This is a genomic window from Mobilitalea sibirica, from assembly GCF_015999265.1.
GTDB lineage: Bacteria > Bacillota > Clostridia > Lachnospirales > Lachnospiraceae > Mobilitalea > Mobilitalea sibirica.
On sequence record NZ_JAEAGR010000007.1, the window covers coordinates 143,181 to 165,485 of the forward strand.

Sequence of the window (22,305 nt, forward strand, 5' to 3'; positions counted from 1 at the left end):
AAGTATTATTAATAAATCCTATTATTTCTATAGTCTCATCTGTAATTTTAGTCTCGTACCTGTTCATATAGGGGTTTACGTACTTTTTTTCTGGTGACCTCCACCAGACCCAGCGATGTCATATCCACTAAAGTCGTTTTTACCGGATCCAGTTTAAAATATCCGTCTAATACTTCCATCAGATGTTTTTTATCTTTTTCCAGTTCCAAATCAATAAAATCTATGATGATAATACCACTAAGATTACGAAGTCTGATTTGTTTTGCAATTTCTTTGGCAGCTTCTAAATTAACCTTTAAAAATGTTTCCTGGACCTTCTTCTTGCCGGCAACTGCCTTACCGGTATTCACATCGATTACCGTTAAGGCTTCTGTAGGCTGAATTACTATCGAACCACCGGATTTTAACCATACCATAGGACGTAGGGCATCATTTAATTTATCATTAATTCCGTAAAGATTGGTGAGGCTAAGTAAAGCATCCTCGTAAAAGCGAAGCTTAGCCAAATCCTCCGGCTGATATTCCTCAAGATAATCCTTGATTTGATGATATAACTCCCGATCATCCGTAATAAATTCATCTACATTTTCAGCATAACCATCTCGGATATCGCAGATATATCCCGGGGGTGTCTGGTATAGTAAGGAAAAACGACTTTTATGAACACCATAGGTTTTAATATTCTCATAAGATGTAATCAATTTTTGTAGCTCATCCATGATTGTTTCTTGAGGCATATAGGCTGCGTTGGTGCGAATAATAAAACCGTATTCCTTATTCTCGAATCTCTTAGCAATATTTTTCAGACGCTGCCTTTCCTTATCATCAGCTATTTTCGTTGATACACCGATGGTTGACTTTCCATAGGTTAAAGCAACATACCTACCGGTCAGATTGATATTGGAGCTGACAACTGGTGCTTTGGTTTTTACATCTTCCTTAGAGACCTGTACAATCAGTTCATCTCCTGTTTTAATCTTAACCTGCTCCAGTTTTCCATCCTGATCATAATTTGTCTGCTCCTTTACCATAATCGGATAACGGTTCTCGGACATGGAATAATAGCACATCCTCCCGTCAGCAATCTCAATAAAAGCAGCATTGATATTCTTAACAATATTCTTCACCTTTCCAAGATATATGTTGCCAAGAATTCCGGAATCCTCGGTGGGATTAAGAGAAACCTGTACCAAATCCCTGCCTTCAAAGAATGCAGATATTATTTTATTATCCTGTTTTGCTATAACTAATTTATTATCCATACCTTACTCCGTATATCGCTTTTTCACAAATCTTACCTAAACTAATTTAATGCAATGCTATTACTGTTCCAGTTGGTCCAACGCCGTCAGGAGCCCTGTTTCTTCTTCCCTCGTATATACTTCTAACCTGTGCATCTGCCAAGCAAATTCCTGATAAGAAACCTTAAGATAATTACAAAATGCCTCCAAAACCAGTTCCGGTTTTAAATTAGCTGAGCTTCCCGTATGAAGCTGCAGATATACCTTGATACCATTGTCATACCGATCGGCCATACTTTCCGGTTTACTTTTATTATAATAATGGATGGTATTTTCCGTATGGCTATAATTTTCAGTATCACTAATATTTTCAGTATTCCATTGATTTTCTACATAAGTAGTATCTTCTTTAATTAAGCTTTTTAATTTCTCTGTATATTCAACTTCATCAAAAGCCACCATCGTAATCATTGGTTTAATATCCACAGACATTTCACTTTTCTTGGTTTTTTTATCTATTATAATCTCCTTTTGCTTCATAAAGCTTAAGAATGCTTTCTGAAACTTCTCCTGCGTATCTATAGTCGGGGAGACCAAATACCCATCCTTTAAGGAAACCAGATAATCCGCTGAGGAAACTAAGGACATCGCAGTCACTGCTTTTTTATTCTCCTCCCGATCCTTAAGAAATCGAAAACCAATGATACGAAATCCTTCCGTTAGTACTTCGTTCATCCTCTTTATCATAACTTCCGGTTCATCGGAGGATAAAAGTGATACATCCAGATATTCACCGTCACTGGTAAGGCCAACCCCTAAAGGAGCCGCAAAAGACATAATCTGATGAGGGCTGAAGCCCTTCGTATATTCATTATCCACACCGGCTCTTCGAAAGGCTTTTTGAAAATATCGCATGACATCCAGATGCCCGATGAATTTCATTGCTCCATATTTTTGAAACTTAATTCTTACCTTCATCATGTACCTCCCCGCTGTCGTTTAAGCGGTCCTGACGACCTTCTTCTATACATACTTCCTCATTAGCTTCTTCTATGCATTCATCCAATACTTGTCCACAACCCTCGTCAAAACAAACTCCTCCACCGAATACCTTAGCACCACAATTATAACAGGTCTGTCGGCAGTTTGGAGTAACCGCTTCGCCCTTCGCTCTCTTATATTCACGGAGTAAAAATGCCTTTGTCACACCAACATCAAGAAAATCCCAGGGGAAAATCTCATCTTCTGAGCGCTCTCTACTGTTGTAGAATGCTATATCAATCCCATTCTTTTCAAAGGCTTTTATCCATTTATCAACATTAAAATGTTCACTCCAAGAATCATAGAGACATCCGTCCTTATAAGCATCATAAATCACCTTACTGATACGACGGTCCCCTCTGGCTAATACACCCTCCAATTCACTGAGTTCTGCACTATGCCAGCTGTACTTAATACTCTTTCTATTCAATTGCTCATTGATCTTACCCCGTAAAAACCTCTGTTTTTCAATATATTCCTGCGCTGTATTCATTCTTGACCATTGGAATGGGGTAAAGGGCTTTGGTACAAAGAAGGAGGTACTGGCTACAATACTAACCTTACCGTTTCTCTGATCCTTCGGTATCTGATAATATTCTCTTGCTATTTTATCGGATAATACTGCAATTCCTTCGATATCTTCTTGGTTTTCTGTCGGAAGTCCAAGCATAAAGTATAGCTTAACTCTGTTCCAACCGCTCCAAAAAGCCTCGGATGCACCTTTTAATATAGCTTCCTCAGTTAAACCTTTATTCACAACATCCCTTAAGCGTTGTGAACCAGCTTCCGGTGCAAAGGTTAAACTACTTTTTCTAACATCCTGTACCTTACTCATAACATCTAAGGCAAAGGCGTCAATTCGTAGGGACGGCAGTGAAATATTCACTCCCTTGGAACCGAATTCTTCAATTAAAAAGTATACCAGTTCTTTCAGTACAGAATAATCACTTGAGCTTAAGGAGCTTAGGGAGATTTCTTCATGTCCGGTGGATTTAAGCATCTGATAGGCACATTCTTTTAAGAATTCCAAGGTTCTCTCCCTGGTCGGACGATAAACCATGCCAGCCTGACAGAACCTACAACCACGGATACATCCCCTCATAATCTCTAATACAACCCTGTCCTGCGTAGCCTTTATAAAAGGAACCAAAGGCTTAGTAGGATATTCGGCTTCACTTAAATCCGCTGCAATCACCTTTTTCACTTTATCGGGAGCCTTAGGATTGATCTTCTCAAAGCTTTGTATCGTATTATCTTCCTTATATTTCACATCATAAAAAGCAGGCACATAGATACCATCAATCTGTGCCATCTGCTCTAAATATTCTTGTCTTGTTTTGCCTTCTTTCTTACATTGCTTATAGATATCCAGCATTTCATTATAGGCTGCTTCTCCTTCCCCGATATAAAAGAAGTCAAAGAAATCTGCAATCGGTTCCGGATTATAACTACAGGGTCCCCCACCAATGACAATGGGATGCTCTTTTGTCCTATCCTTTGCATAGATAGGTATCTGAGATAACTCCAGTACCTGTAATATGTTCGTATAACACATCTCATACTGTAAGGTAATTCCTAAAAAGTCAAACTCCTTTATGGGGTCCTGACTTTCCAATGCAAAAAGAGGAATATTCTTCTCCCTCATCAGCTTGTCCAAATCCACCCATGGAGAATAAACCCTTTCGCAATAGGCATCATCTCTTTTATTGATTATATCATATAAAATCTGTATTCCCAGATGAGACATTCCAATCTCATAAACATCGGGAAAACACATACAAAAACGTATCTCTGTCTCTTTTGGGTCTTTCACCCTCATATTAACCTCACCGCCGATATAACGGGCGGGTTTTTCTACGGATAGTAAAATCTCATCCGAAAGTGCTAGCTTTCTCATATCTTATGTCCTTTCCTTCATTCTATCCGCTATTATAACTGATACGGAATGAAATTACAACGGAGGGTTTCACATACCATAAAAACTAATGATACCTCCTCGTCGAAATCCATGTACTTTTGGTACTACAAATATATCTTTTCATGTTTTTTCTTATATATTAATATTCAACCAAACTTATAAAATAGGTCAAATTAATCCAACCAAGATACAATGATGCTCTCAAGTTTATTCATCTGATCTTTTCCTGTGACAAATTCCTGTACCACCTCATGGTTGAAACTACCCCATTTCACCTGAAACTTATCAACCGCAAAAATACATAAAAATATGATGATAGCACACACCATTCGTATTATCAAGAAACGGAATGAGGCAATCTCTTGTTCGGATTCTTCTTCCATATTGGAATCCTGAAACAGATTCAGTGCTCTGCTTCTCTTTTTTGTTAACTTATCCTGATGATACATATCATTGTCATGAAAATAGGTATCGACTGTTCTGGTATTTTGAGCTGCATTCATCTGTCGCAAGCATGCTTCCCTGGCCTGCCTGATATATTCAGCCCTTGAAAGTTGTGCAAAACGTTTTTCGCTATCCGTTGTGATCGGAGTTATTTCATCGGCTTTTAATACTTCCGATGTAATTTTTCTGGAAGCTACCTCTTCCGGAGTAACAACGCTATTTTTCTTTTCCTCTAAAATTCTTCCTGTCAAAAATAAATTCTCATTAATATTATTCGATAAGCTCTTTTCAATCTGGCGATACATACGATCCTCAACATTCGTATCCATAATACCCCTCCCTTCTTTTATCTTCAAAATACTCGGTATGATAGAATCCATGCTTGTATTTCTATTTCATTATATTTATTACATATTCAATTTATGCCATTAAATCAGATCATTCACGAATGAGACAAAAAGGAGGAACCAATGTTCCTCCAAATGTTAAGCATAAAATATATCACATAGACTTTCATTTCAGTATTTTTATTAAAATGTTACATTCGAATTATATGATCTCTCTATCCATTCAGCTTCTTTGACAGATATAAGATTAGATCATCATCATTGCAACAGTCAGCATACTGTTCCAGCTGTTTCCCTTGATACCAGACACCGGAACCGTCAAATAGATACCCTCTTTTTATGTAGATGCGCTGTGCCTGTCCATAACCGGAATGAACACCAACAGCCAGACTAATTTCATCGCTTATATTTGCTGCAACCTCTTCCAAAACATCCAACAACTTATTACCGATACCCTTCTTTTGATATTTAATGAAAACTCCTAAGTTGTTTACTTCGGGAATATTTTGATTCGCAAAAGGCCCGGTTAAAACATTAGGAATTAGTGTTACATAACCCGCTATATTCCCTTCATACTCAGCGATAAAGACATATTTCTCTCTCTTTTCCTGTTCTATGTAATAATTTTGATAAGTCTTTAAATCCGGATGACAGTCTTGCGTTGTTAACTCTTCATAAATAGATCCAGCATCCTCCTCTTTCATATCTCTGATTATTATTTTCTCGTCCTTGTAATATATCATGATCTTTCTCCCTTATCATATTATTCTCTCTTCTTTTACCTTTAATTCTAGTGTTTGATCATACTCATAATCTCTTAGAATGTCCTTTATGCCATCTGTTAAGATTCTTAATTACACAAACCACCACTATGAATAATTGAGTTCCTTGTAAATTAATCTAACTTATTTTGTTTATCAATAATGATATTAAAATATTTTGATTCGTAAATATGAATGAGATTAATTATGTAAGTAAACATAAATGAGATAGGCACTAGAGTACTATATTGGATTATTCTTTAAATACTGTATCGCTATCTGTGTCCTATGCTCCAAGCCTGTCTTTTCTAATATGGTACTGATATGATTTCTTACGGTTCCGTTAGTTAAGAATAACTTTTCACAGATTTCTTTGTTCGATAAGCCTTCCGCTATCAGCTTCACAATATCTAATTCCCTCGGTGACAACAGCAGCTCAAACATATTATTCTTTGAGGTATCCGTAGATACTCTACTCCTTATAAATTCCAATATATCTTCCTGGAATACGGTACCTCCGGTGTGTATAACTCGAATCGCTGATAAAATTCTATCTGCCGGACTGTTTTTTAAGATATAGCCATTTACTCCGGCTTTTAACGCCCTTAGAATAAGATCCGGTTCATCAAAGGTGGTCAATAACAAAGGTTTTGATAGCTTTGCCTCCATAATTTCCTCAGCAGCCTGTATTCCATCCATAACCGGCATACGGATATCCAACATTATAACATCAGGATGATACCTTCTGCATAGCTCGACTGCTTGCTTGCCATCCGAGGCCGCATCCATAAATTCCATATCGGGCTGTGTCTCTATAATCATTTTTAAGCCTTCCCTAATAATTGCATCATCATCTGCGATTAATACCTTTATCATAATTCACCCTTCTTTCATTATCTGCTACATAACACCATGAAAACTCACTGGAACACTAATTCCATACAATAACTCATATCCTTATCCTGTAATTAAGACATATTTATCATATAGTTCTTTATATAGTTCTTCGTATAGTTCAAGTATAACTGGAGAAGTATTAAAAATTCATAACTAATAGTTAAATATATTTGTCACACTAAAGCCATTCTCACCTTTAGTAAAAAAACATCGGCCCTTAGCCTGGACAGTCCGTTCCTCGATTGCCTCAAGTCCTAATCCTTTTACAAAATCACCGCTTGATTTTCCATTATCTTTATACTCTACCTTGATAATCTTTTTAAATACATCTATATTTAAGTAAAATTCAGAAGCATTGGAATGTTTCAAAACATTCGTCAGGCATTCCTTCAGATTATCATGTATACAGGCCCATATATCCATTGTGATGAAATCAAGATCACCGGTCGTATGTAAAAATGTTGTTTTATTATAACTTACCTTATATTCTTCTAAAATCGCTGTAATATCATTAATTCCTAGAAGATACCGGTCTGCCCGCTCCTCCTTAAGGGCAGATCGTATTTCATCTACACCGTCTCTTAGATTAGTGATTGCTCTTTTTATATTGTCAGTTGCCTTTTCCTGATTGTCCTTCATGATTAAAAGAGCTGCTTCCAGCATAATAATACTTCCGGATATACCATGGCCGATCTGGTCATGGATTCTGGCTGCAATTCGGTTTCTCTCTTCTATGGAGGTAGTATACTTTAAGGTTTTAATCAGACTTTTAAGGTCTGTTAATTTTTTATTTAGTTCACTGATGGTCTCATTCTGATTTTCATTCAAAGTCTTATAGATAGAAAGCTTAGTTAAAATAATTCGAGAAAATAAAAGTAGTATTATAATGATCATTGATATTGCAAAGGCTAAATTGTCCGGGGTGAATATGAAAAATAGGAGTAAAAGTGATACTCCTATAATTTGATAAAACATGCCAGGATCAATAGTAACATCCAAAAGATGAATTAGCAGTACAATAAAAAGGGGGAATAGAATATCCAGTCCAAGAAAAAAACAGGCAGACATTGATACTAGTGATGTAATAACCACGACCATTTTATTGCTGAATAAACGATATAACCATACCTCCAATGTAAAAACACAAGCAAAGCTAAGTGTCGATATAACCGAAAAGACCATATCGACATTAGCTTTGCTTATAATTAAAATGGATGTGATAACCGTAATTATTTTGGTTAGGTAATATAGAATTGGTTTATCTATCATTTCGTTTCCACCTAACTGCTTCTATTATTTTGACTAAATAATACCGCACCCAATAAAAATGCCAGTATTGTAAACAAGGATAATATAATTATGTTCGGATATATATTCGCCACCGGATCAGCCAGAAGTATTCGAAAGGTATCCATAAACCAGAACTGTGGTAGTATCCTTGCCAGGTTTTGAAGGCTTACCGGTGCTAAATCCAAAGTAAAATAAGCTCCACCTAAAATATTCGCAACAGTAGAAAACCCAATTATTACGGAGATTGCAGCATTCTTTGATTTTAAAGAAAGCGCTATTACCAAACAAAAGCAAACTGTAAATAAGGAATACAGGGACATCATCAAAAATAATAAGCTTACAGGAAATCCGATGTGAATATCTTTTAACAAAATGTAGCCACAGTATATTACTACCTCAATGAGACATATGAATACTCCGAATAGTCCGGAGCCGATGATATAGTGTACCGGTTTTACCGGTGTGATTTTGATCCGGTTAAATACTCCGGATATGCGATCATCCAATACAATAAAGGATATGAATACTCCAAGTCCAAAGATAAACATCATATAAAAACCGATAGAATTCTCAAACCCGCCTCTGTCTTTCATTGTATTAATATCAATTGTATAAGCAGCCGCCTTATTAATCTCGATCGTTTCCAGTCTATAATCCGAAAGCATTTTATTGAATACTTCCACATCTCCTCCGGCACTGTCCGCAAGCATCCAGATATTACCAAGAAAGCTATTCAGATATGCTTCTAAAAATGCCACATTTTCAAAATCATCCAGAGAAGTCATAAGGATTTCCTTCTTTTGACCCTCACTAATCCCTTTGTAGAAATCCTTTGGTATCTCTATTATAACGGATATATCCTTATCAATCAACTGTGTAGACAACTGCTCATAGGAATTATTTTCAATCAACTCATAATCCAAATCTTTCGTTAAATAGTGCTTAAAATCTTCTGATAATGTGCTCTGATCCTGATCAATCACACCTACCCTAATTTTAGATAAGGTTATATCAGCAACGAGATATCCCATTGCATATAGCATAAAGCATAAGAGCAATCCGCTAACGATGGAGATAAGCACTGCCGTAATATTTCTTTTCACATTTGTTTTGGTTAGTAACCAGATGTTCTTCATCGTTCCCCTTCCTTTCTGCTAAAGATTACTGCGCCTAATGTCAGCATGAAAAACATTACTATTATGCTAGTGATTATCACAATATTTGCTCTTCCATAACGGCCAAATACCGCAAGGTCAAAGGCCGCTTCCTGGATTTGATAGATCGGCATCGCATCAGAAAATCCTTTGATATATACTTCCTTTGAATAACTTCCGGAGAAGAACATAACAATCCATATAAACGGCATAAGAATAACCACGGGACTTCCCTTAATCAGCAGTCCGATGACTGCTCCGATGGATATCATACATAGTGTGATAATAAAAAACATGAAAAACAAATATACATTATCGATTATATTACCTGCATAATGGGCATTAAAAAACAGCACACTGACTACCATCAATAAAACAATCTGTAATATCGTCTGAGGAACCATTCCTAATATCTTTGCCAAGAATAATGTTACTCTGTTTTTCGGTGCTATAATCAAACGGTTGACTGTTTTATTCTGACGTTCTCCTTTAAAGGCTGCTGAGCCTAAAATAATACTCATTGAACATATCATTGTCATCATTGTAACCGCATAATAATCCAGCATGGATCTGTTTACTCCAAGATCTTTTTGCTTTATCATATCATCCTGTAGCGTAATTCCCGAGGAAAGGACGTCAGGTACGGTCTTTATAATTGCTGACATGGATTTATTAGTTTGTATAAAACCATTCATTATTGCGCTTACGGTACGATTTTTAATATTGTTTCTTCCTTCGTAAATTTGAATTTTTAAAGGTTCTCCCTGAAAGACAACAACAGCATCTATTGCTTCATCCGCAGCCATGTTTTTTGCACTATCTAAATCGGTTGCTTTATCAAAAATAATACTTTCATCATCCTCTACGGAAGATATAAACCCTTCAACCGCCATAGCATGATAAATATTCTCTGTCTCAATTAGATATTGTACCTTTATAGATCCGATTGCCTCTTCTGCATTATCCATGGAGCCCAACAGATTTCCTAATAAAAACACCAGTACAACGGGAAACATCAGAAAGAAAAACAGATTTGTCTTTTCCCGTAAAAATTCCTTGGTTTCTTTCATTATAATATGAAACATCTCTCACCCTCCTTACCTTAACTCATGTCCGGTAAGAGTCAAGAACATCGTATCCAAATTAGGTACTTCCGTATTAATATTAATGACCGGTAATCCTAGGGATAAGAATTGCTCTATCATCTTAGATAAATGATTATGATTAATAGTTATATCCATACGAATGATATTCTCTTTTAGTGAAAGAGCCCTCATTCCCGGCATTACCATCTGTTTCTTCTTAAATTCCTCAAAGTTAAAATCTATTGGAAGCTTAGTTTCTATATAGACTGATTGAACATCTGTTACAAGAGATACCAGCTCGGCCTTTGTGCCACAAGCCACCATCTGTCCTTTGTCAATGATCGCAATCCTGTCACAGATTTCTTCTACCTCATTCATATAATGGGAGGTATAGATGACAGTAGCTCCCCGATCCCTAAGTACTTTGATGGAGTTTAGTATATGCTCTCTAGACTGGGTATCCACTCCCACGGTAGGCTCATCCATAACAATTAGCTGAGGTGCATGGGCAATCCCACAGGCAATATTTAATCTCCTTTTCATACCACCGGACATATGTTTTGGCTTTATCGATTGCTTGTCGGACAAACCTACGAACTCCAGAGCTTCCTTTGCAGACTCCGTTAATTGTCTCCCTTTCAATCCATAAAGAGACGCAAAGAACTTAACATTCTCCAGAGCATTCAGGTGATCATAAACCGCAATGTCCTGTGGAACCATTCCGATCAGCTGCTTTATCTCCATCTTATCTTTTCGAATATCCAATCCGTTAAGGATAATCTCTCCTTTATTAAAATCAGAAAGCGTTGTAAGTACACTTAACGTGGTGGATTTGCCGGCACCGTTCGGACCAAGTAAACCAAAGATTTCACCTTTGTTGACAGAAAAACTTAGATTATCCACCGCACAAAGCTCACCATATTTTTTTACTAAATTCTGTACTGAAATATAATATGACATTTTATTCCCCTCCAATTAAATTTATTTATGAAATACACACAGGATGTTGGGAAGGAAATCCTTATTTGGAGTTTCCTTCATTATTCTTTAATAGAAAAATTACATATCCTTTCATGAACACAATTACTTTGTTCTATGGGCATTTGTCTTTGTCTTGGTTCTATCATACCGAACATTACTATTACTTGGAAGTGACGACTGTTATGAAGTGACTATGACAATTGTCATATAAAAAAGATTACATATATAATATTTTAAAAATTACATCAGTTTCACTTAAACTTGATAGCAATAATTTGGTTGAAATGTATGTAAAAAGAAGCGTATAAACTTAAAACATTGTCTTTCTAAATATTATCATACTGGCTTATTATGTTTCGCCTAAATTCACTTAATCTTTGGAAAAGGACTATTCATACACTTTCCTACCGCTCAATGTTCCTATTTGTATCTATTCTATATAAATGAAAACTCATTGAAAAATCCAATGTTTTCATTTATAATGTCTTTAGTTATGGAAAGACTGATAAAGAAAATCCATGAAATTTAGATTAATTCTGTTATGGGCGGATAAATTATAGTTGTATCATAATCCGACAGAGAATTACATGAAGCTTAAGTATGATTAAGGAGGAAAACCGATGTCTACCAATGTATACGACATACTGAAAGAACGTGGGTTTATCGAACAATGTACCCATGAGGATGAAGTGAAAGAATTATTAGGAAAGGAATCTGTTACCTTTTATATAGGTTTTGATGCAACCGCAGACAGCTTAACAGCAGGACATTTTCTTACGGTTATGGCAATGATGCACATGCAAAGGGCGGGACACAGACCGATCGCACTCTTAGGTGGCGGTACCACTATGATCGGTGATCCCACCGGTAAATCCGATATGCGTACTCTTATGACAAAAGAAACCATTCAGCATAATGCAGACTGCTTCCATAGACAGCTGGCAAAATTTATTGATTTTGATCATGATAAGGCCATCCTTGCCAACAATGCTGATTGGCTGTTAGATTTAAATTACGTTGAGTTTTTAAGAGAGATTGGAATTCATTTTTCCGTGAATAAGATGCTGACTGCTGACTGCTATAAACAGAGAATGGAGAAGGGTCTTACCTTCTTTGAATTCAATTATATGCTCATGCAGTCCTACGACTTCTGGAAACTAAATAAATTATATGATTGTACGATGCAACTGGGTGGCAATGACCAATGGTCCAATATTCTTGGCGGTGTTGATTTGATCCGTCGTAAGGAGCAAAAACCTGCTTATGGTCTTACCTTCAAGCTTTTAACTACCAGCGAGGGTGTTAAGATGGGCAAAACCATGAAGGGTGCTGTTTGGTTGGATCCGAACAAAACAACCCCTTATGAATTTTATCAGTACTGGAGAAACATTGAGGATGTTAAAGTGGAGGAATGCCTTGGCCTGTTAACCTTCCTTCCGATGGATGAAGTAAGAAGACTCGGTGCCCTAAAAGACGCTGAGATTAACAAAGCGAAAGAAGTTCTTGCATTTGAAATCACAAAAATCGTCCACGGTGAAGAAGAAGCTACTAAGGCACAGGAGGCTGCCAGAGCTTTATTTAGCGGTGGCATGAAATCTGATGATATGCCAACCACTACTTATCCTGCTTCCAGGTTTGCAGAAGGTATTGATTTAATCACTCTGATGTGTGATGCAAAACTGGCTTCCTCCCGTTCCGACGCAAGAAGAACCATCTTACAGGGTGGTGTGACCGTTAATGATGTTAAAATCGAAGAATTTGATAAGGTATTTACAGACAAGGAATTTGACGCTGACGGTGCTCTGCTGGTTCGTAAAGGTAAAAAAGCATATCACCGTTTTATGGCTGAATAATTTGACCTTCATTTATAACAATATATTATTCGTATCAGCTTAAAGTACAGAAACTTATCGTATCCAATGAATTATCTCTGGTACAAGCTTTATCTTAGGATAAAGTTATCAGGGATAACCCATAAAATATAAGAATGGAGATGAGAAAATGCCTTGGTGTCCAAAATGCAAAATGGAATATCGTGAAGGAATAGACCTATGTTCCGATTGTAAAGTTGAGCTTGTAGACCAATTACAGGAGGAAGATGATTTTCTTCCATTTTTCCAAGCAGAACTAAAAAGTGTTGCCGATAAACTGAAGGATTATTTTGAATATTCTAAATTAAATTCCAAAGTTCAATACGATGAAGAGAATGAGGTATACATTTTATCTGTTCCTGCCGATCAGGTGAAGCAGGCTAAGAAACTATATCAAGCCTTCTATTTTGTAGAAAGGGAACGGCAAGAAAAAGAGGCTTTAGAAAAGCAATTGCAGGGCTCTGATCTCGAAGCTTCCGATGTGGATCACGATACTTTGGAGGATGCTTCACTAGCGGACAATCACGAAGATAGCATGAATGATGAAACACAAGGTAACACTATCTCCGAAGATCCTTCAGACGACCAGGAAGATGTAGATGCTGATGCAGAACAACTCACTGATTACGAGGAAGATAATAACGAATCCGATCTATATACGGATGAGGAAGAAACATCTGCTCCTTATATAATGAAAGCAGACCAATACAAGGATTATAATGCTACTGTATGGATTTTCTCATTGTTTGGCATTGGTGGTATTATCGTAGTTATCTTAAATATCGTTGGTATCTTAAGCTTCTTTAACGGCTTATTCCCTAATCTGATCATGAGTGGTTTATTCTTATTCTTCCTTTACATAGGATTAAGTACTTCAAAGAAGGCAAAACTCATACAGGCTGATATCGATGCTGAGAATAAGTTAACGGAAAAGATAAATCTTTGGTTAGAGGAAAATATAACAGAAAGTTTCCTTGCTTCCATCCATGATGAAAGCATCTCTGAAGAATTAAACTACTTGAAAAAAGTTAACAAGATAAAATTAATGTTGAATGACGAATTCGGAAAGCAAAACTCTTCTTATCTTGACCGATTAATCGAGGAATACTATAGTAATACCTTTGAAAAATAATCGCGCTGCATAGGGACCTATCCCTTCTTTATAAGACGAGACTCAGAATTTCAACAACCTAATTGAGGTATATAAGATGCTTTGTTTACATGCCACTTACATCAAAGTTGGTAGCATGCAGACAAAGCATTTATTGTGTTCTAATATAATCAAATACTATTCACAATCTCTTATCTTAATAATAAAAACATCATAACAACTTTTTCTAATATATTACCCTTTTAGGATTGCATGCGGGGTAGCGAATAACATTGGTTTATAAAATAACAACCTCAATTGTCAACTCTTATGTCTCGTGGGGTTGACAATACGCTTCTATATGGTATACTAAATCATCATATGATAAAGGATAAAAACTATGGAATTAAAACAACAGGTACTGAAAATCTTAGAGGAAAACCGTGGAGAAAGCGTCAATGGTGCAAAGCTTGCCGGTGAGCTTTATGTTACCCGAAGTGCTATATGGAAGGCTGTGAAGTCCTTGCAAAAGGATGGATACCGTATCGTAGCAGTTACTAACAAAGGATATTCCCTACTACCCCAGAATGATATTGTATCTGCGGAAAGCATATTACCCTACCTAAAAGGAAATGCAGTTAACTTTGAGCTGGATGTTCACCAGACGGTGACTTCCACCAATACAATCGCTAAGGAAATGGCAGGAAAAGGAGCAAAGGAAGGAACCGTAATCGTCGCAATGGAACAAACAGAAGGCAGAGGCAGAATGGGTAGAACCTTCTACTCTCCTAACTCCTCAGGAATCTATTTTTCCGTCATTCTAAGACCGAAGTTAACCCTGGAGGATTCCCTTCTTATAACGACAGCTACAGCCGTTGCCGTTGCTAAGGCAATGGATGCGGTAGCCGGTGTGAAGGCTGAAATTAAGTGGGTAAATGATATCTTTGTAAATAAAAAAAAGGTATGTGGAATTCTAACGGAAGCCTCCTTAAATTTTGAAAACGGTGGCTTAGAGTATGCAGTTGTTGGTATCGGAATTAATATCTCAACGGATACATTTCCTGAGGATATCAAAAAAGTAGCCGGCAGCCTGTTTCATATCAAGCCGACCGATGTTCCCATTACCTCAGTTCTTGTAGCGGAAGTTTTGAATAACATAGCTGATTGTATGAACTCCCTTACAGATAAAAAATATCTGGAGGAATATCGCAGGCGCTCTTTCTTAATCGGCAGAAAGATTATGGTCCTTAAAGGAAAGGAAACCCTTCCGGCCAAGGCTCTAGATATTGATGAGAAAGCAAGGCTCGTGGTGGAATATGAGGATAAGACCCGAGAAGCCCTTTCCTCCGGTGAGGTAAGTGTAAGGAGTATATAAGATTTCAACCTTGTATATGAATGCAACCATAATGTTATTATGTTAACTGTTTGCATTTAACAAATAATATTTATGTAATCTATCTTGTATTTAAATACATAATATTATTATGTAACATGTCGTAATTTTAAAACAGAAAAAAATATATTAATTAAAAAGAAAGGATATATACCGTCAATGATCAATTCGTCGGTATTGTTTAGAAGAATGAATACAGAACAAAATAGTATTAATTTAAAAGATAAAAATAAATTAACTACCAAAAAAATTATTATCGCAGGTATGTTTACTGCTATTATTGTTGTATTGGCACAGATTACAATTCCAACTACTCCGGTGCCATTTACTCTCTCACTTTTAGCAATCTTCTTAACAGGTGCCCTATTATCACCCCGTTTAGCACTCCTATCTGTAGCAGCATATATATTACTAGGTATCTTCGGATTACCTGTTTTTGCGAACTCCAGAGGCGGTGTAAGTGTATTATTCGATAAAACAGGTGGTTATATCATGGCCTATCCCCTTATGGCTTTTGTAACCTCTCTGTTCTATCATTTTATACGTAGATTTAAGACCGTAGCTTTGGTTGTCGGTATGTTTTTTTCCCTAATACTCTGTTACGGAATCGGAACCCTCTGGTTTAGCCATGTTACCGGCATTGATTTTTTCCATGCATTGACCCTATGTGTATATCCTTTCGTTTTCTTTGATGTTATAAAGATCGTATTGGCTACTTCCTTTAGTATGATCCTTAGAAAAACAGCTTTTAGGCATATGGGTCTTATATAAAAAACTAAACTACTCCATTCCTATTACATGTAAAAGAATTAATTATTCATTTACATGTAATAGGAATCGGTAAATGGATTAAGTTCAGCTCTTTATCTTTCTTTCTATATCAATATATTTCCTTATTCTTATTCATCTGGAACATCCTCATCAATTTCTCCAAAATCAATACTTTGAAACTCCCCTTCATATTCATTGGCAATGTGATTTATTTTTAGAGTCTCAATATCTAATCATGCATAACTTAGCTTAAAGGAATAATTAAGATATTCAAACCAATACTAGCTTGCTTATTCTTTTCATATCTTGTAAATTGTTACAGGTACTAATTAAGCCTTATTTATCATATTCATGTAAAAGATATCATAATTAGGAGTAATGCAGGTTGAAAAAAGTAAGAGTTCGCTTACGACCCATGGTAAATCAGTTAAATCTACCCACAGTTATAAAAACAACAATACTTCCCGGTGATACGATCGAAAGTCTTATGATCGCAACTCAAGTAGGAGAAATCTATTATTTAAGGAATGGAATTATTGGTACATTCTTAGATATTCGCTCACAAATTTTAGAATTAGGCTTAGTGGGCGGATATGATGAACGAGGATTATTAGGACTGGCGTTCCATCCTGATTTTTATTACAACGGATTATTTTATCTACATTACTCTGTAGTCGGTACACAAGGGCCCGGTGCCCTACCCGAGCCCTTTAGTCCGAATCCGTGTAATCCCGATAGCTTAAACCTTAAATGGACAGACAGAGAAAATCTATATGATCATATAGATACCGTTGAAGAATGGAAGATACAACCGGGTGAGTACCCTAGAAAACAAAGAACCTTGCTTAACTTAATAAGACCCTTTTTTAATCATAACGGTGTTAATAGCTTAAATATTTCACCGGAAACAGGGATGCTGGTTTTCACAAACGGTGATGGCGGGTCAGCTTATGATCCCTTTAACTTAAGCCAGGATGACATGGAAATTGCAGGTAAGATAATAGAAATAGATATTTATAAGAATACCTTTACGAATCAGGTACCGGCTGTGACCCGTTTTGATGAGCTTCCTACCTCTGTTCAGGAAACTCTCACTGTCATAACAAAGGGTGTTCGCAATATACCCGGTATCTCCTATCAACGTATAAATAACCAGTTTATTAAGTATGTAGGGAATGTCGGACAGCATTTGGTAGAGTCAATTTTCTCGTTTATTCATTACAAACCCCTACCGGTTCCTCAAATTATTAGAACCTATAAAACAAATGCTAATTTAAATCAAGAAGGAATTGTTAACCTTGGTTGGCGGGGATGGGAAGGTTCCCTTCCTACTCCTATTATGAGAAGCTGTAACAATAATGGGAATATGGATGAGAAAATAATAGCTTATTATGAGGAAGCAATCAAAACTTCTGTTCTTCGTCTTCCTCCTCTTACCTGTTATTATCATATGGATCCAAGACCAGATAAGTTTAATGGAACTGCCCTAACCGGTGTTCAGGCCTATATGGGTAAGGAAATCTCTGATTTAACGGGCTGCGTTGTATTTACCGATTTCCACCAAAATGGTGAAGCTCATGCTCATAATCATCAGCATATTGCAAAAGGTATTTTAGCTTATACCCAGGCAGATATGGATTGTAAACTGAATGATTATAGCATCATAGAAATCGATTATGATTTTGGTTCTGAGTCCGCTTATTATACTTGCCTTGGAGCTAATCGAGATCAAACCAGACTCTATTTAGGGGTATATGGTTCCAGAAATGTAACAGATCAAAATCAAGGAACTGTATTCGAGGTTGTCCCCTGATTTATCACGATACAACTCTATTTACAAACAGATTATTATTATAATTTAAGAACAATATAAAGGAAGTAACTTTTACATAAATGAATAAGACGAAGCATAGGAAAACCTATGTCTCGTCTTATCTTTTATTCGTAAGAACCATACAAAGTGTGTTTCTTACGGCTATTAATATATATCCGTCTTGTATGTAAATAAAAATTATGCTATCAATAAATAATCAAAACAATGGGTTAAGATTGCGCTTATGATAATATTATCTTCATTATCTCCAATTATTTGTTTTCTTTTCAAAATACTAGCATCATATCCTTTTGACATAACATATGCTTTTACGATATATAACAGAGGTACTTCAGACGGCTCAAAAATATCTGCATCCTCTTCAATCGCATATCCCCTCATTTCATTCACCATATTCTCAATATTTGTACAATCTTCTTTTTCAAAATAAATCGTATTCTTATCAATTCTCATGTTATCATTCCTCCACTAGATTATGTATGATATTAATAAGTTCCCAATAAATTACATAGCTATATTTTACTGTTAATTTTTTAACATTTATTATATTAATAGTGTACTATATATTTGAATTATTGTAAATATCAATTTATAAAATTTTTAGTTTTATGCGATTTTATATATTATTAATTACTAAAACCCACTTTGACATTATATAAATAGCATAAATTTATCAGAAAATGGAATTACTGATCTTTCATTTAATGATATTATTTTAACAATTTTATGGTTTTATTACATAACATCTTTGAATAAAGCTGATTAGGAACCTGCGTATTGTTTACGCTATGCTTTTCAATCATAATTATTAACTTTTAGTGTTCCTTCCTGTTTTTTATTCTCAAGCTCCATAAACTCATAAAAATAATTCAGATATCGACTTCTTATTTCCACAGAAACATATACATCCAACAAACCACCCAAGCCATGACTTAATTCTCTTAAAGCACTGACATATCTTAGCACACTACCGATAGAGACCATTCCCAATATGGCTTTTAATCTTACATATACATAACTGGCTCCTTCAAATATCAGTCCTATCAGCTGTCCAATAATACTGGCTTTGTTATAGTTATCTGTCATTTTATTAGAATTGTCCTCCATGCGAACATGATCCCGATGTATTTCATTCATAATCATATCCTTCATTCGGTATAATCGGATGTCCTTTCCCAGGGCATAATTCCAGATAAAGGTGTAAAAATAACCAAAACGGCGGTTTCCTTCAACATTTCTTTCAAAGTGTTTTTGCTCCTGTTCGCCGGTCTATCGCTTCAGATAATATGCTGCCAGTAAGGACAATCCCATAATAATAAGGACTGAAAATCCACTATACCACTCATTCATAAAGCCAGCGAGACCATGAAATTTACCCTTTGCTGGAGCAAATAATCCAATGAGAAGTCCAATGGAATAGATTACCCGAAATATTCTCTTAACCAGATTCCCTAGCATCTCACAAAAGGTTCCTATATCACCATGGCTATTCATACCTGCTTCCGCTTTGTGAATCATCTCTAAGGTTTGTGCCAAGTATTTATTGACTTCGGCATAATCTTAATTGTTGATAAAAAAAGCCCACCGAAATTTCGGCAGGCCAAGTTGTGACATTCTTATGAGGTATTTATAAGATATATTTATCGTTAAATTTTAAGTATTTAAGTAATGACTTTGCTATTTAAGTATTTTTTAAGTATCTTCTTACGGTACATAGATAATTATTATTCTCTGTTAATCTTATTGATCTAATGATGCTAAAGCCTCTATTGCTTCTTCCTTCGTATCATTATAAAGAAATTGATATAATTCGATACGGTTTTCTTCCCAATCAAGAACCAAAGGATAGCCAACACCATTATATTTTTTAGGAGCATCAAAGGCTCCATCTACCGGAATTCGGAAGGTATCCAAGGTACTAATTCTATTTTCAACGACTGTTGCCATCGCCTTCTCTATCTGGTCCTGGGTTAAATTCGTTGTTACATAGCCAAGGCATTCTTTTGTAAGAGGTAGAATCTTAAAGATGTTCTTCGTTGAGATATAACTATCAAAAATAGCCGCTAAAGCTCTTTGCTGGCGAACTACTCGGCCATAATCGTTATTCGCTCCTCCTAAGGTCTTTACCTTTCTTACACGGACATAACCCATAACCTGATTTCCGTTTAGATTATTAACACCCGGCTTCACATTTCGATTGGACTTTTTGGATATGTAATTGGTTTTATTCAGATATTTAGCCTCTTCCTTGCCAAGTTCTATCGATACACCACCTAGAAGATCTACGATGTTTTCAAAAGCATTAAAATTCACAGATACGTAACCTTCTATTTTTACTTTATAATTTAATTCGATGGTATCAACCAAAAGTCTGGCTCCGCCTTTTGCATACGCTGAGTTTAGTTTGTTCGGCTTATAACCCGGAATCTCAACATAACTGTCACGAAGCAGAGAGGTTAATTTAATGGATTTATCCTTTGAATTAACGGAAGCAATCATCATAGAATCGGTATTGCGGGCTCCACCGAATTCTTCAATACCAAAAATCAGATAATTCGTAACATAAGCCTCCTGCCTTAATGCCTTATCCTCAAGGTTAGAACCGCCCTTTTCTTCATAATCTTTGATGATTTCCTCATTGTTTACATTACTGTAGATAAATTTACCTGCCATACCATATAAAATATTTCGACCACCCTTAGTTCCAACTATAAGTAAAATGATTATTAGAAGTGATGCGGCAATAATCCCCACTGTTTTCAGAACAGGATGGTTTTTCTTTTTTCTCGTACCTGCCTTTTGTGGGTTCGGTAAATTCTCCTGTTCATTTATTAATCTATCTTCATTCATGATATCAATGACTTGTTGTTTTAATCTTTCTTCATCTCTTTTATCCTGCATATAATTCACCTTTTCATAATAGTATTCAATATATTATTGTCGAATTCTATATTTCTGTCAACTAATATTATCTGGATAAATTTTCTTGCTTTGTCAGACTGATTTTAGCAATATTTATCTACCTAATATAAATATTATAATTTTATCAATATTTTTTACCATGATAAGGGGCTAAGACAAAATGATAGTTCTCTCCTTTTGCATTAGCCCCTTTATCAACTTATTTTATTAAAATAATCCTATTATTTTCGTTATTACTAAAAGATTAGTATGTATCTATAGGTTATGATTAATAAACCAAAATATCACATTCTAAGGTTATGACTGTTTTGTCCGGTAGGGTTACCAGACACGATACTGTAGTCTCGCCTTCTCCTCTTGCAATAACCATACCATTCATATGATTAATTTCTACGATGGAATTATCCTTCGTATGCCATACATAATCACTTCCGGGAATTTTATTATAGATATTCAGATTAAACTCTTCATTGGACCGTAAGATGAGCTTATCCATGTTTAAGGATAGATCGTTATCTTTATCTTCATATCCTACGAATACTAGACTTGTCAGATCTTTTACTGTCCCGTCTAAAAAAGTAATTTTACAGTGAATTGTCGTTACTCCTTTGCTGACACCCGTGACATTACCATAACGATCAACTCTTGCAATCTCTTCGTCTTCACTAGACCATTGATAGTCCTGATCAAACGAGGATTTACCAATAATATTTAGATTATAATATATATTTGGTTGCAGATATATTTTATCTGCTGATAAATACGGAGTTCCATTAATCAGCACACTAAATACGATTTTTTCATTGGTCGTTTTATCTCTATAGATTAGATTAACAACTTGTTGTCCTTCTCTAATCTGATAATCAGGATTTTCCCATCTGACAGTAACATCATCTAATAAATCCTTCGAAACATTTACTATGGAATAGTCCTTCAATGATTGCCCGACATATATAGTATCGCCATATGCTTTATCATCTTGAATAACAATGATATTATTGTCATCTGTAGTAGATATGACTTCAATATTATTGTTTTGGGCATATGCAGTACCTGTAGTTACAGTTAAAAAAATAGTAGTTAATAGTAAAGATAATAAGTATTTTATCTTCATATATTACACCTCCTGAAATAAGTAGTTAGTGTAAAGTATTTTACACTGATTTTTATTTGATCCCTTTATTTTTCAAGGGTTACAGAGCTTTTTAAAATAAAAAAAACAATGACCCCCTATTTTCAGTTATAATTGGAGTTACCACACAACA

General features: G+C 35.7%; 20 protein-coding genes. 5 read left to right on the top strand and 15 right to left on the bottom strand.

The features are described 5' to 3' along the window. Positions 1-47 precede the first annotated feature (47 nt). The 10 genes from I5677_RS08755 to I5677_RS08800 all read right to left on the bottom strand — a co-directional run bounded on the left by I5677_RS08755 (position 48) and on the right by I5677_RS08800 (position 11,138). Entirely contained in the window at positions 48-1,262 is a 1,215-nt protein-coding gene (locus I5677_RS08755; RefSeq protein ID WP_197661203.1) for a ribonuclease E/G, read from the bottom strand. A gap of 60 nt (positions 1,263-1,322) precedes the next feature. After that, positions 1,323-2,219 carry a TIGR03936 family radical SAM-associated protein gene (locus tag I5677_RS08760; protein ID WP_197661204.1) on the bottom strand — a complete coding sequence of 299 codons (897 nt, stop codon included), beginning with the start codon at positions 2,217-2,219 and terminating at the stop codon, positions 1,323-1,325. Next, positions 2,203-4,179, bottom strand: a complete 1,977-nt coding sequence (locus I5677_RS08765) for a TIGR03960 family B12-binding radical SAM protein (protein ID WP_197661205.1) — start codon at positions 4,177-4,179, stop codon at positions 2,203-2,205. Before I5677_RS08765 ends, I5677_RS08760 begins: the two co-directional genes overlap by 17 nt. A gap of 194 nt (positions 4,180-4,373) precedes the next feature. After that, positions 4,374-4,973, bottom strand: coding sequence for a hypothetical protein (locus I5677_RS08770; protein ID WP_197661206.1), 600 nt, complete (start codon positions 4,971-4,973; stop codon positions 4,374-4,376). 233 nt (positions 4,974-5,206) lie between these two features. Continuing rightward, positions 5,207-5,734 (bottom strand): GNAT family N-acetyltransferase, encoded by a 528-nt coding sequence (locus I5677_RS08775; protein ID WP_197661207.1) that lies wholly within the window; start codon positions 5,732-5,734, stop codon positions 5,207-5,209. 261 nt (positions 5,735-5,995) lie between these two features. After that, positions 5,996-6,628, bottom strand: coding sequence for a response regulator transcription factor (locus tag I5677_RS08780; protein WP_206762684.1), 633 nt, complete (start codon positions 6,626-6,628; stop codon positions 5,996-5,998). 174 nt (positions 6,629-6,802) lie between these two features. Then, complete coding sequence (locus tag I5677_RS08785) at positions 6,803-7,918, bottom strand: sensor histidine kinase (RefSeq protein WP_197661208.1); 1,116 nt, start codon at positions 7,916-7,918, stop codon at positions 6,803-6,805. A gap of 11 nt (positions 7,919-7,929) precedes the next feature. After that, the gene (locus tag I5677_RS08790) at positions 7,930-9,075 is read right to left on the bottom strand and encodes an ABC transporter permease (protein WP_197661209.1); all 1,146 of its coding nucleotides are present in this window, start codon (positions 9,073-9,075) and stop codon (positions 7,930-7,932) included. Further along, entirely contained in the window at positions 9,072-10,178 is a 1,107-nt protein-coding gene (locus I5677_RS08795) for an ABC transporter permease (protein WP_197661210.1), read from the bottom strand. The genes I5677_RS08790 and I5677_RS08795 overlap by 4 nt, the downstream gene beginning before the upstream one ends. A gap of 12 nt (positions 10,179-10,190) precedes the next feature. Continuing rightward, positions 10,191-11,138 carry an ABC transporter ATP-binding protein gene (locus I5677_RS08800; RefSeq protein WP_197661211.1) on the bottom strand — a complete coding sequence of 316 codons (948 nt, stop codon included), beginning with the start codon at positions 11,136-11,138 and terminating at the stop codon, positions 10,191-10,193. Between the two features lie 641 nt (positions 11,139-11,779). On the opposite strand from I5677_RS08800, the gene tyrS reads away from it, so the two are divergent. From tyrS to I5677_RS08825, 5 genes are all read left to right on the top strand, one after another. Beyond that, positions 11,780-13,012, top strand: coding sequence for a tyrosine--tRNA ligase (gene tyrS / locus I5677_RS08805; RefSeq protein WP_197661212.1), 1,233 nt, complete (start codon positions 11,780-11,782; stop codon positions 13,010-13,012). Between the two features lie 172 nt (positions 13,013-13,184). After that, positions 13,185-14,162: an SUR7/PalI family protein gene (locus I5677_RS08810; protein ID WP_197661213.1), complete on the top strand. Its 978-nt coding sequence runs from the start codon at positions 13,185-13,187 to the stop codon at positions 14,160-14,162. A 358-nt stretch (positions 14,163-14,520) separates the two neighbouring features. Continuing rightward, on the top strand, positions 14,521-15,495 hold the full coding sequence (locus I5677_RS08815; protein ID WP_197661214.1) for a biotin--[acetyl-CoA-carboxylase] ligase: 975 nt from the start codon (positions 14,521-14,523) through the stop codon (positions 15,493-15,495). 207 nt (positions 15,496-15,702) lie between these two features. Further along, complete coding sequence (locus tag I5677_RS08820; RefSeq protein ID WP_197661215.1) at positions 15,703-16,284, top strand: biotin transporter BioY; 582 nt, start codon at positions 15,703-15,705, stop codon at positions 16,282-16,284. 385 nt (positions 16,285-16,669) lie between these two features. Beyond that, positions 16,670-18,097, top strand: coding sequence for a PQQ-dependent sugar dehydrogenase (locus I5677_RS08825; protein ID WP_197661216.1), 1,428 nt, complete (start codon positions 16,670-16,672; stop codon positions 18,095-18,097). A gap of 198 nt (positions 18,098-18,295) precedes the next feature. Here the strand turns inward: I5677_RS08825 and I5677_RS08830 are convergent, their stop codons facing one another. The 5 genes from I5677_RS08830 to I5677_RS08850 all read right to left on the bottom strand — a co-directional run bounded on the left by I5677_RS08830 (position 18,296) and on the right by I5677_RS08850 (position 22,154). Then, positions 18,296-18,571, bottom strand: coding sequence for a hypothetical protein (locus I5677_RS08830; RefSeq protein ID WP_197661217.1), 276 nt, complete (start codon positions 18,569-18,571; stop codon positions 18,296-18,298). Between the two features lie 342 nt (positions 18,572-18,913). Beyond that, on the bottom strand, positions 18,914-19,270 hold the full coding sequence (locus I5677_RS08835) for a hypothetical protein (protein WP_197661218.1): 357 nt from the start codon (positions 19,268-19,270) through the stop codon (positions 18,914-18,916). A gap of 117 nt (positions 19,271-19,387) precedes the next feature. Continuing rightward, on the bottom strand, positions 19,388-19,636 hold the full coding sequence (locus tag I5677_RS08840) for a hypothetical protein (RefSeq protein ID WP_197661219.1): 249 nt from the start codon (positions 19,634-19,636) through the stop codon (positions 19,388-19,390). Between the two features lie 222 nt (positions 19,637-19,858). Then, positions 19,859-21,019 carry an LCP family protein gene (locus tag I5677_RS08845; RefSeq protein WP_197661220.1) on the bottom strand — a complete coding sequence of 387 codons (1,161 nt, stop codon included), beginning with the start codon at positions 21,017-21,019 and terminating at the stop codon, positions 19,859-19,861. A gap of 289 nt (positions 21,020-21,308) precedes the next feature. Beyond that, positions 21,309-22,154, bottom strand: a complete 846-nt coding sequence (locus tag I5677_RS08850) for an Ig-like domain-containing protein (protein WP_197661221.1) — start codon at positions 22,152-22,154, stop codon at positions 21,309-21,311. Positions 22,155-22,305 lie beyond the last annotated feature (151 nt).

Excerpts from the sequence above, each read along its gene's own strand:
- I5677_RS08810 (WP_197661213.1), top strand. The coding sequence starts at position 13,185 with ATGGAATATCGTGAAGGAATAGACCTATGTTCCGATTGTAAAGTTGAG.
- I5677_RS08835 (WP_197661218.1), bottom strand. The coding sequence starts at position 19,270 with ATGAAGGATATGATTATGAATGAAATACATCGGGATCATGTTCGCATG.
- I5677_RS08845 (WP_197661220.1), bottom strand. The coding sequence starts at position 21,019 with ATGCAGGATAAAAGAGATGAAGAAAGATTAAAACAACAAGTCATTGAT.
- I5677_RS08780 (WP_206762684.1), bottom strand. The coding sequence starts at position 6,628 with ATGATAAAGGTATTAATCGCAGATGATGATGCAATTATTAGGGAAGGC.
- I5677_RS08765 (WP_197661205.1), bottom strand. The coding sequence starts at position 4,179 with ATGAGAAAGCTAGCACTTTCGGATGAGATTTTACTATCCGTAGAAAAA.
- I5677_RS08795 (WP_197661210.1), bottom strand. The coding sequence starts at position 10,178 with ATGTTTCATATTATAATGAAAGAAACCAAGGAATTTTTACGGGAAAAG.
- tyrS (WP_197661212.1), top strand. The coding sequence starts at position 11,780 with ATGTCTACCAATGTATACGACATACTGAAAGAACGTGGGTTTATCGAA.
- I5677_RS08760 (WP_197661204.1), bottom strand. The coding sequence starts at position 2,219 with ATGAAGGTAAGAATTAAGTTTCAAAAATATGGAGCAATGAAATTCATC.
- I5677_RS08830 (WP_197661217.1), bottom strand. The coding sequence starts at position 18,571 with ATGAGAATTGATAAGAATACGATTTATTTTGAAAAAGAAGATTGTACA.
- I5677_RS08815 (WP_197661214.1), top strand. The coding sequence starts at position 14,521 with ATGGAATTAAAACAACAGGTACTGAAAATCTTAGAGGAAAACCGTGGA.
- I5677_RS08840 (WP_197661219.1), bottom strand. The coding sequence starts at position 19,636 with ATGATTCACAAAGCGGAAGCAGGTATGAATAGCCATGGTGATATAGGA.
- I5677_RS08755 (WP_197661203.1), bottom strand. The coding sequence starts at position 1,262 with ATGGATAATAAATTAGTTATAGCAAAACAGGATAATAAAATAATATCT.
- I5677_RS08790 (WP_197661209.1), bottom strand. The coding sequence starts at position 9,075 with ATGAAGAACATCTGGTTACTAACCAAAACAAATGTGAAAAGAAATATT.
- I5677_RS08770 (WP_197661206.1), bottom strand. The coding sequence starts at position 4,973 with ATGGATACGAATGTTGAGGATCGTATGTATCGCCAGATTGAAAAGAGC.
- I5677_RS08785 (WP_197661208.1), bottom strand. The coding sequence starts at position 7,918 with ATGATAGATAAACCAATTCTATATTACCTAACCAAAATAATTACGGTT.
- I5677_RS08800 (WP_197661211.1), bottom strand. The coding sequence starts at position 11,138 with ATGTCATATTATATTTCAGTACAGAATTTAGTAAAAAAATATGGTGAG.
- I5677_RS08775 (WP_197661207.1), bottom strand. The coding sequence starts at position 5,734 with ATGATATATTACAAGGACGAGAAAATAATAATCAGAGATATGAAAGAG.
- I5677_RS08850 (WP_197661221.1), bottom strand. The coding sequence starts at position 22,154 with ATGAAGATAAAATACTTATTATCTTTACTATTAACTACTATTTTTTTA.
- I5677_RS08820 (WP_197661215.1), top strand. The coding sequence starts at position 15,703 with ATGAATACAGAACAAAATAGTATTAATTTAAAAGATAAAAATAAATTA.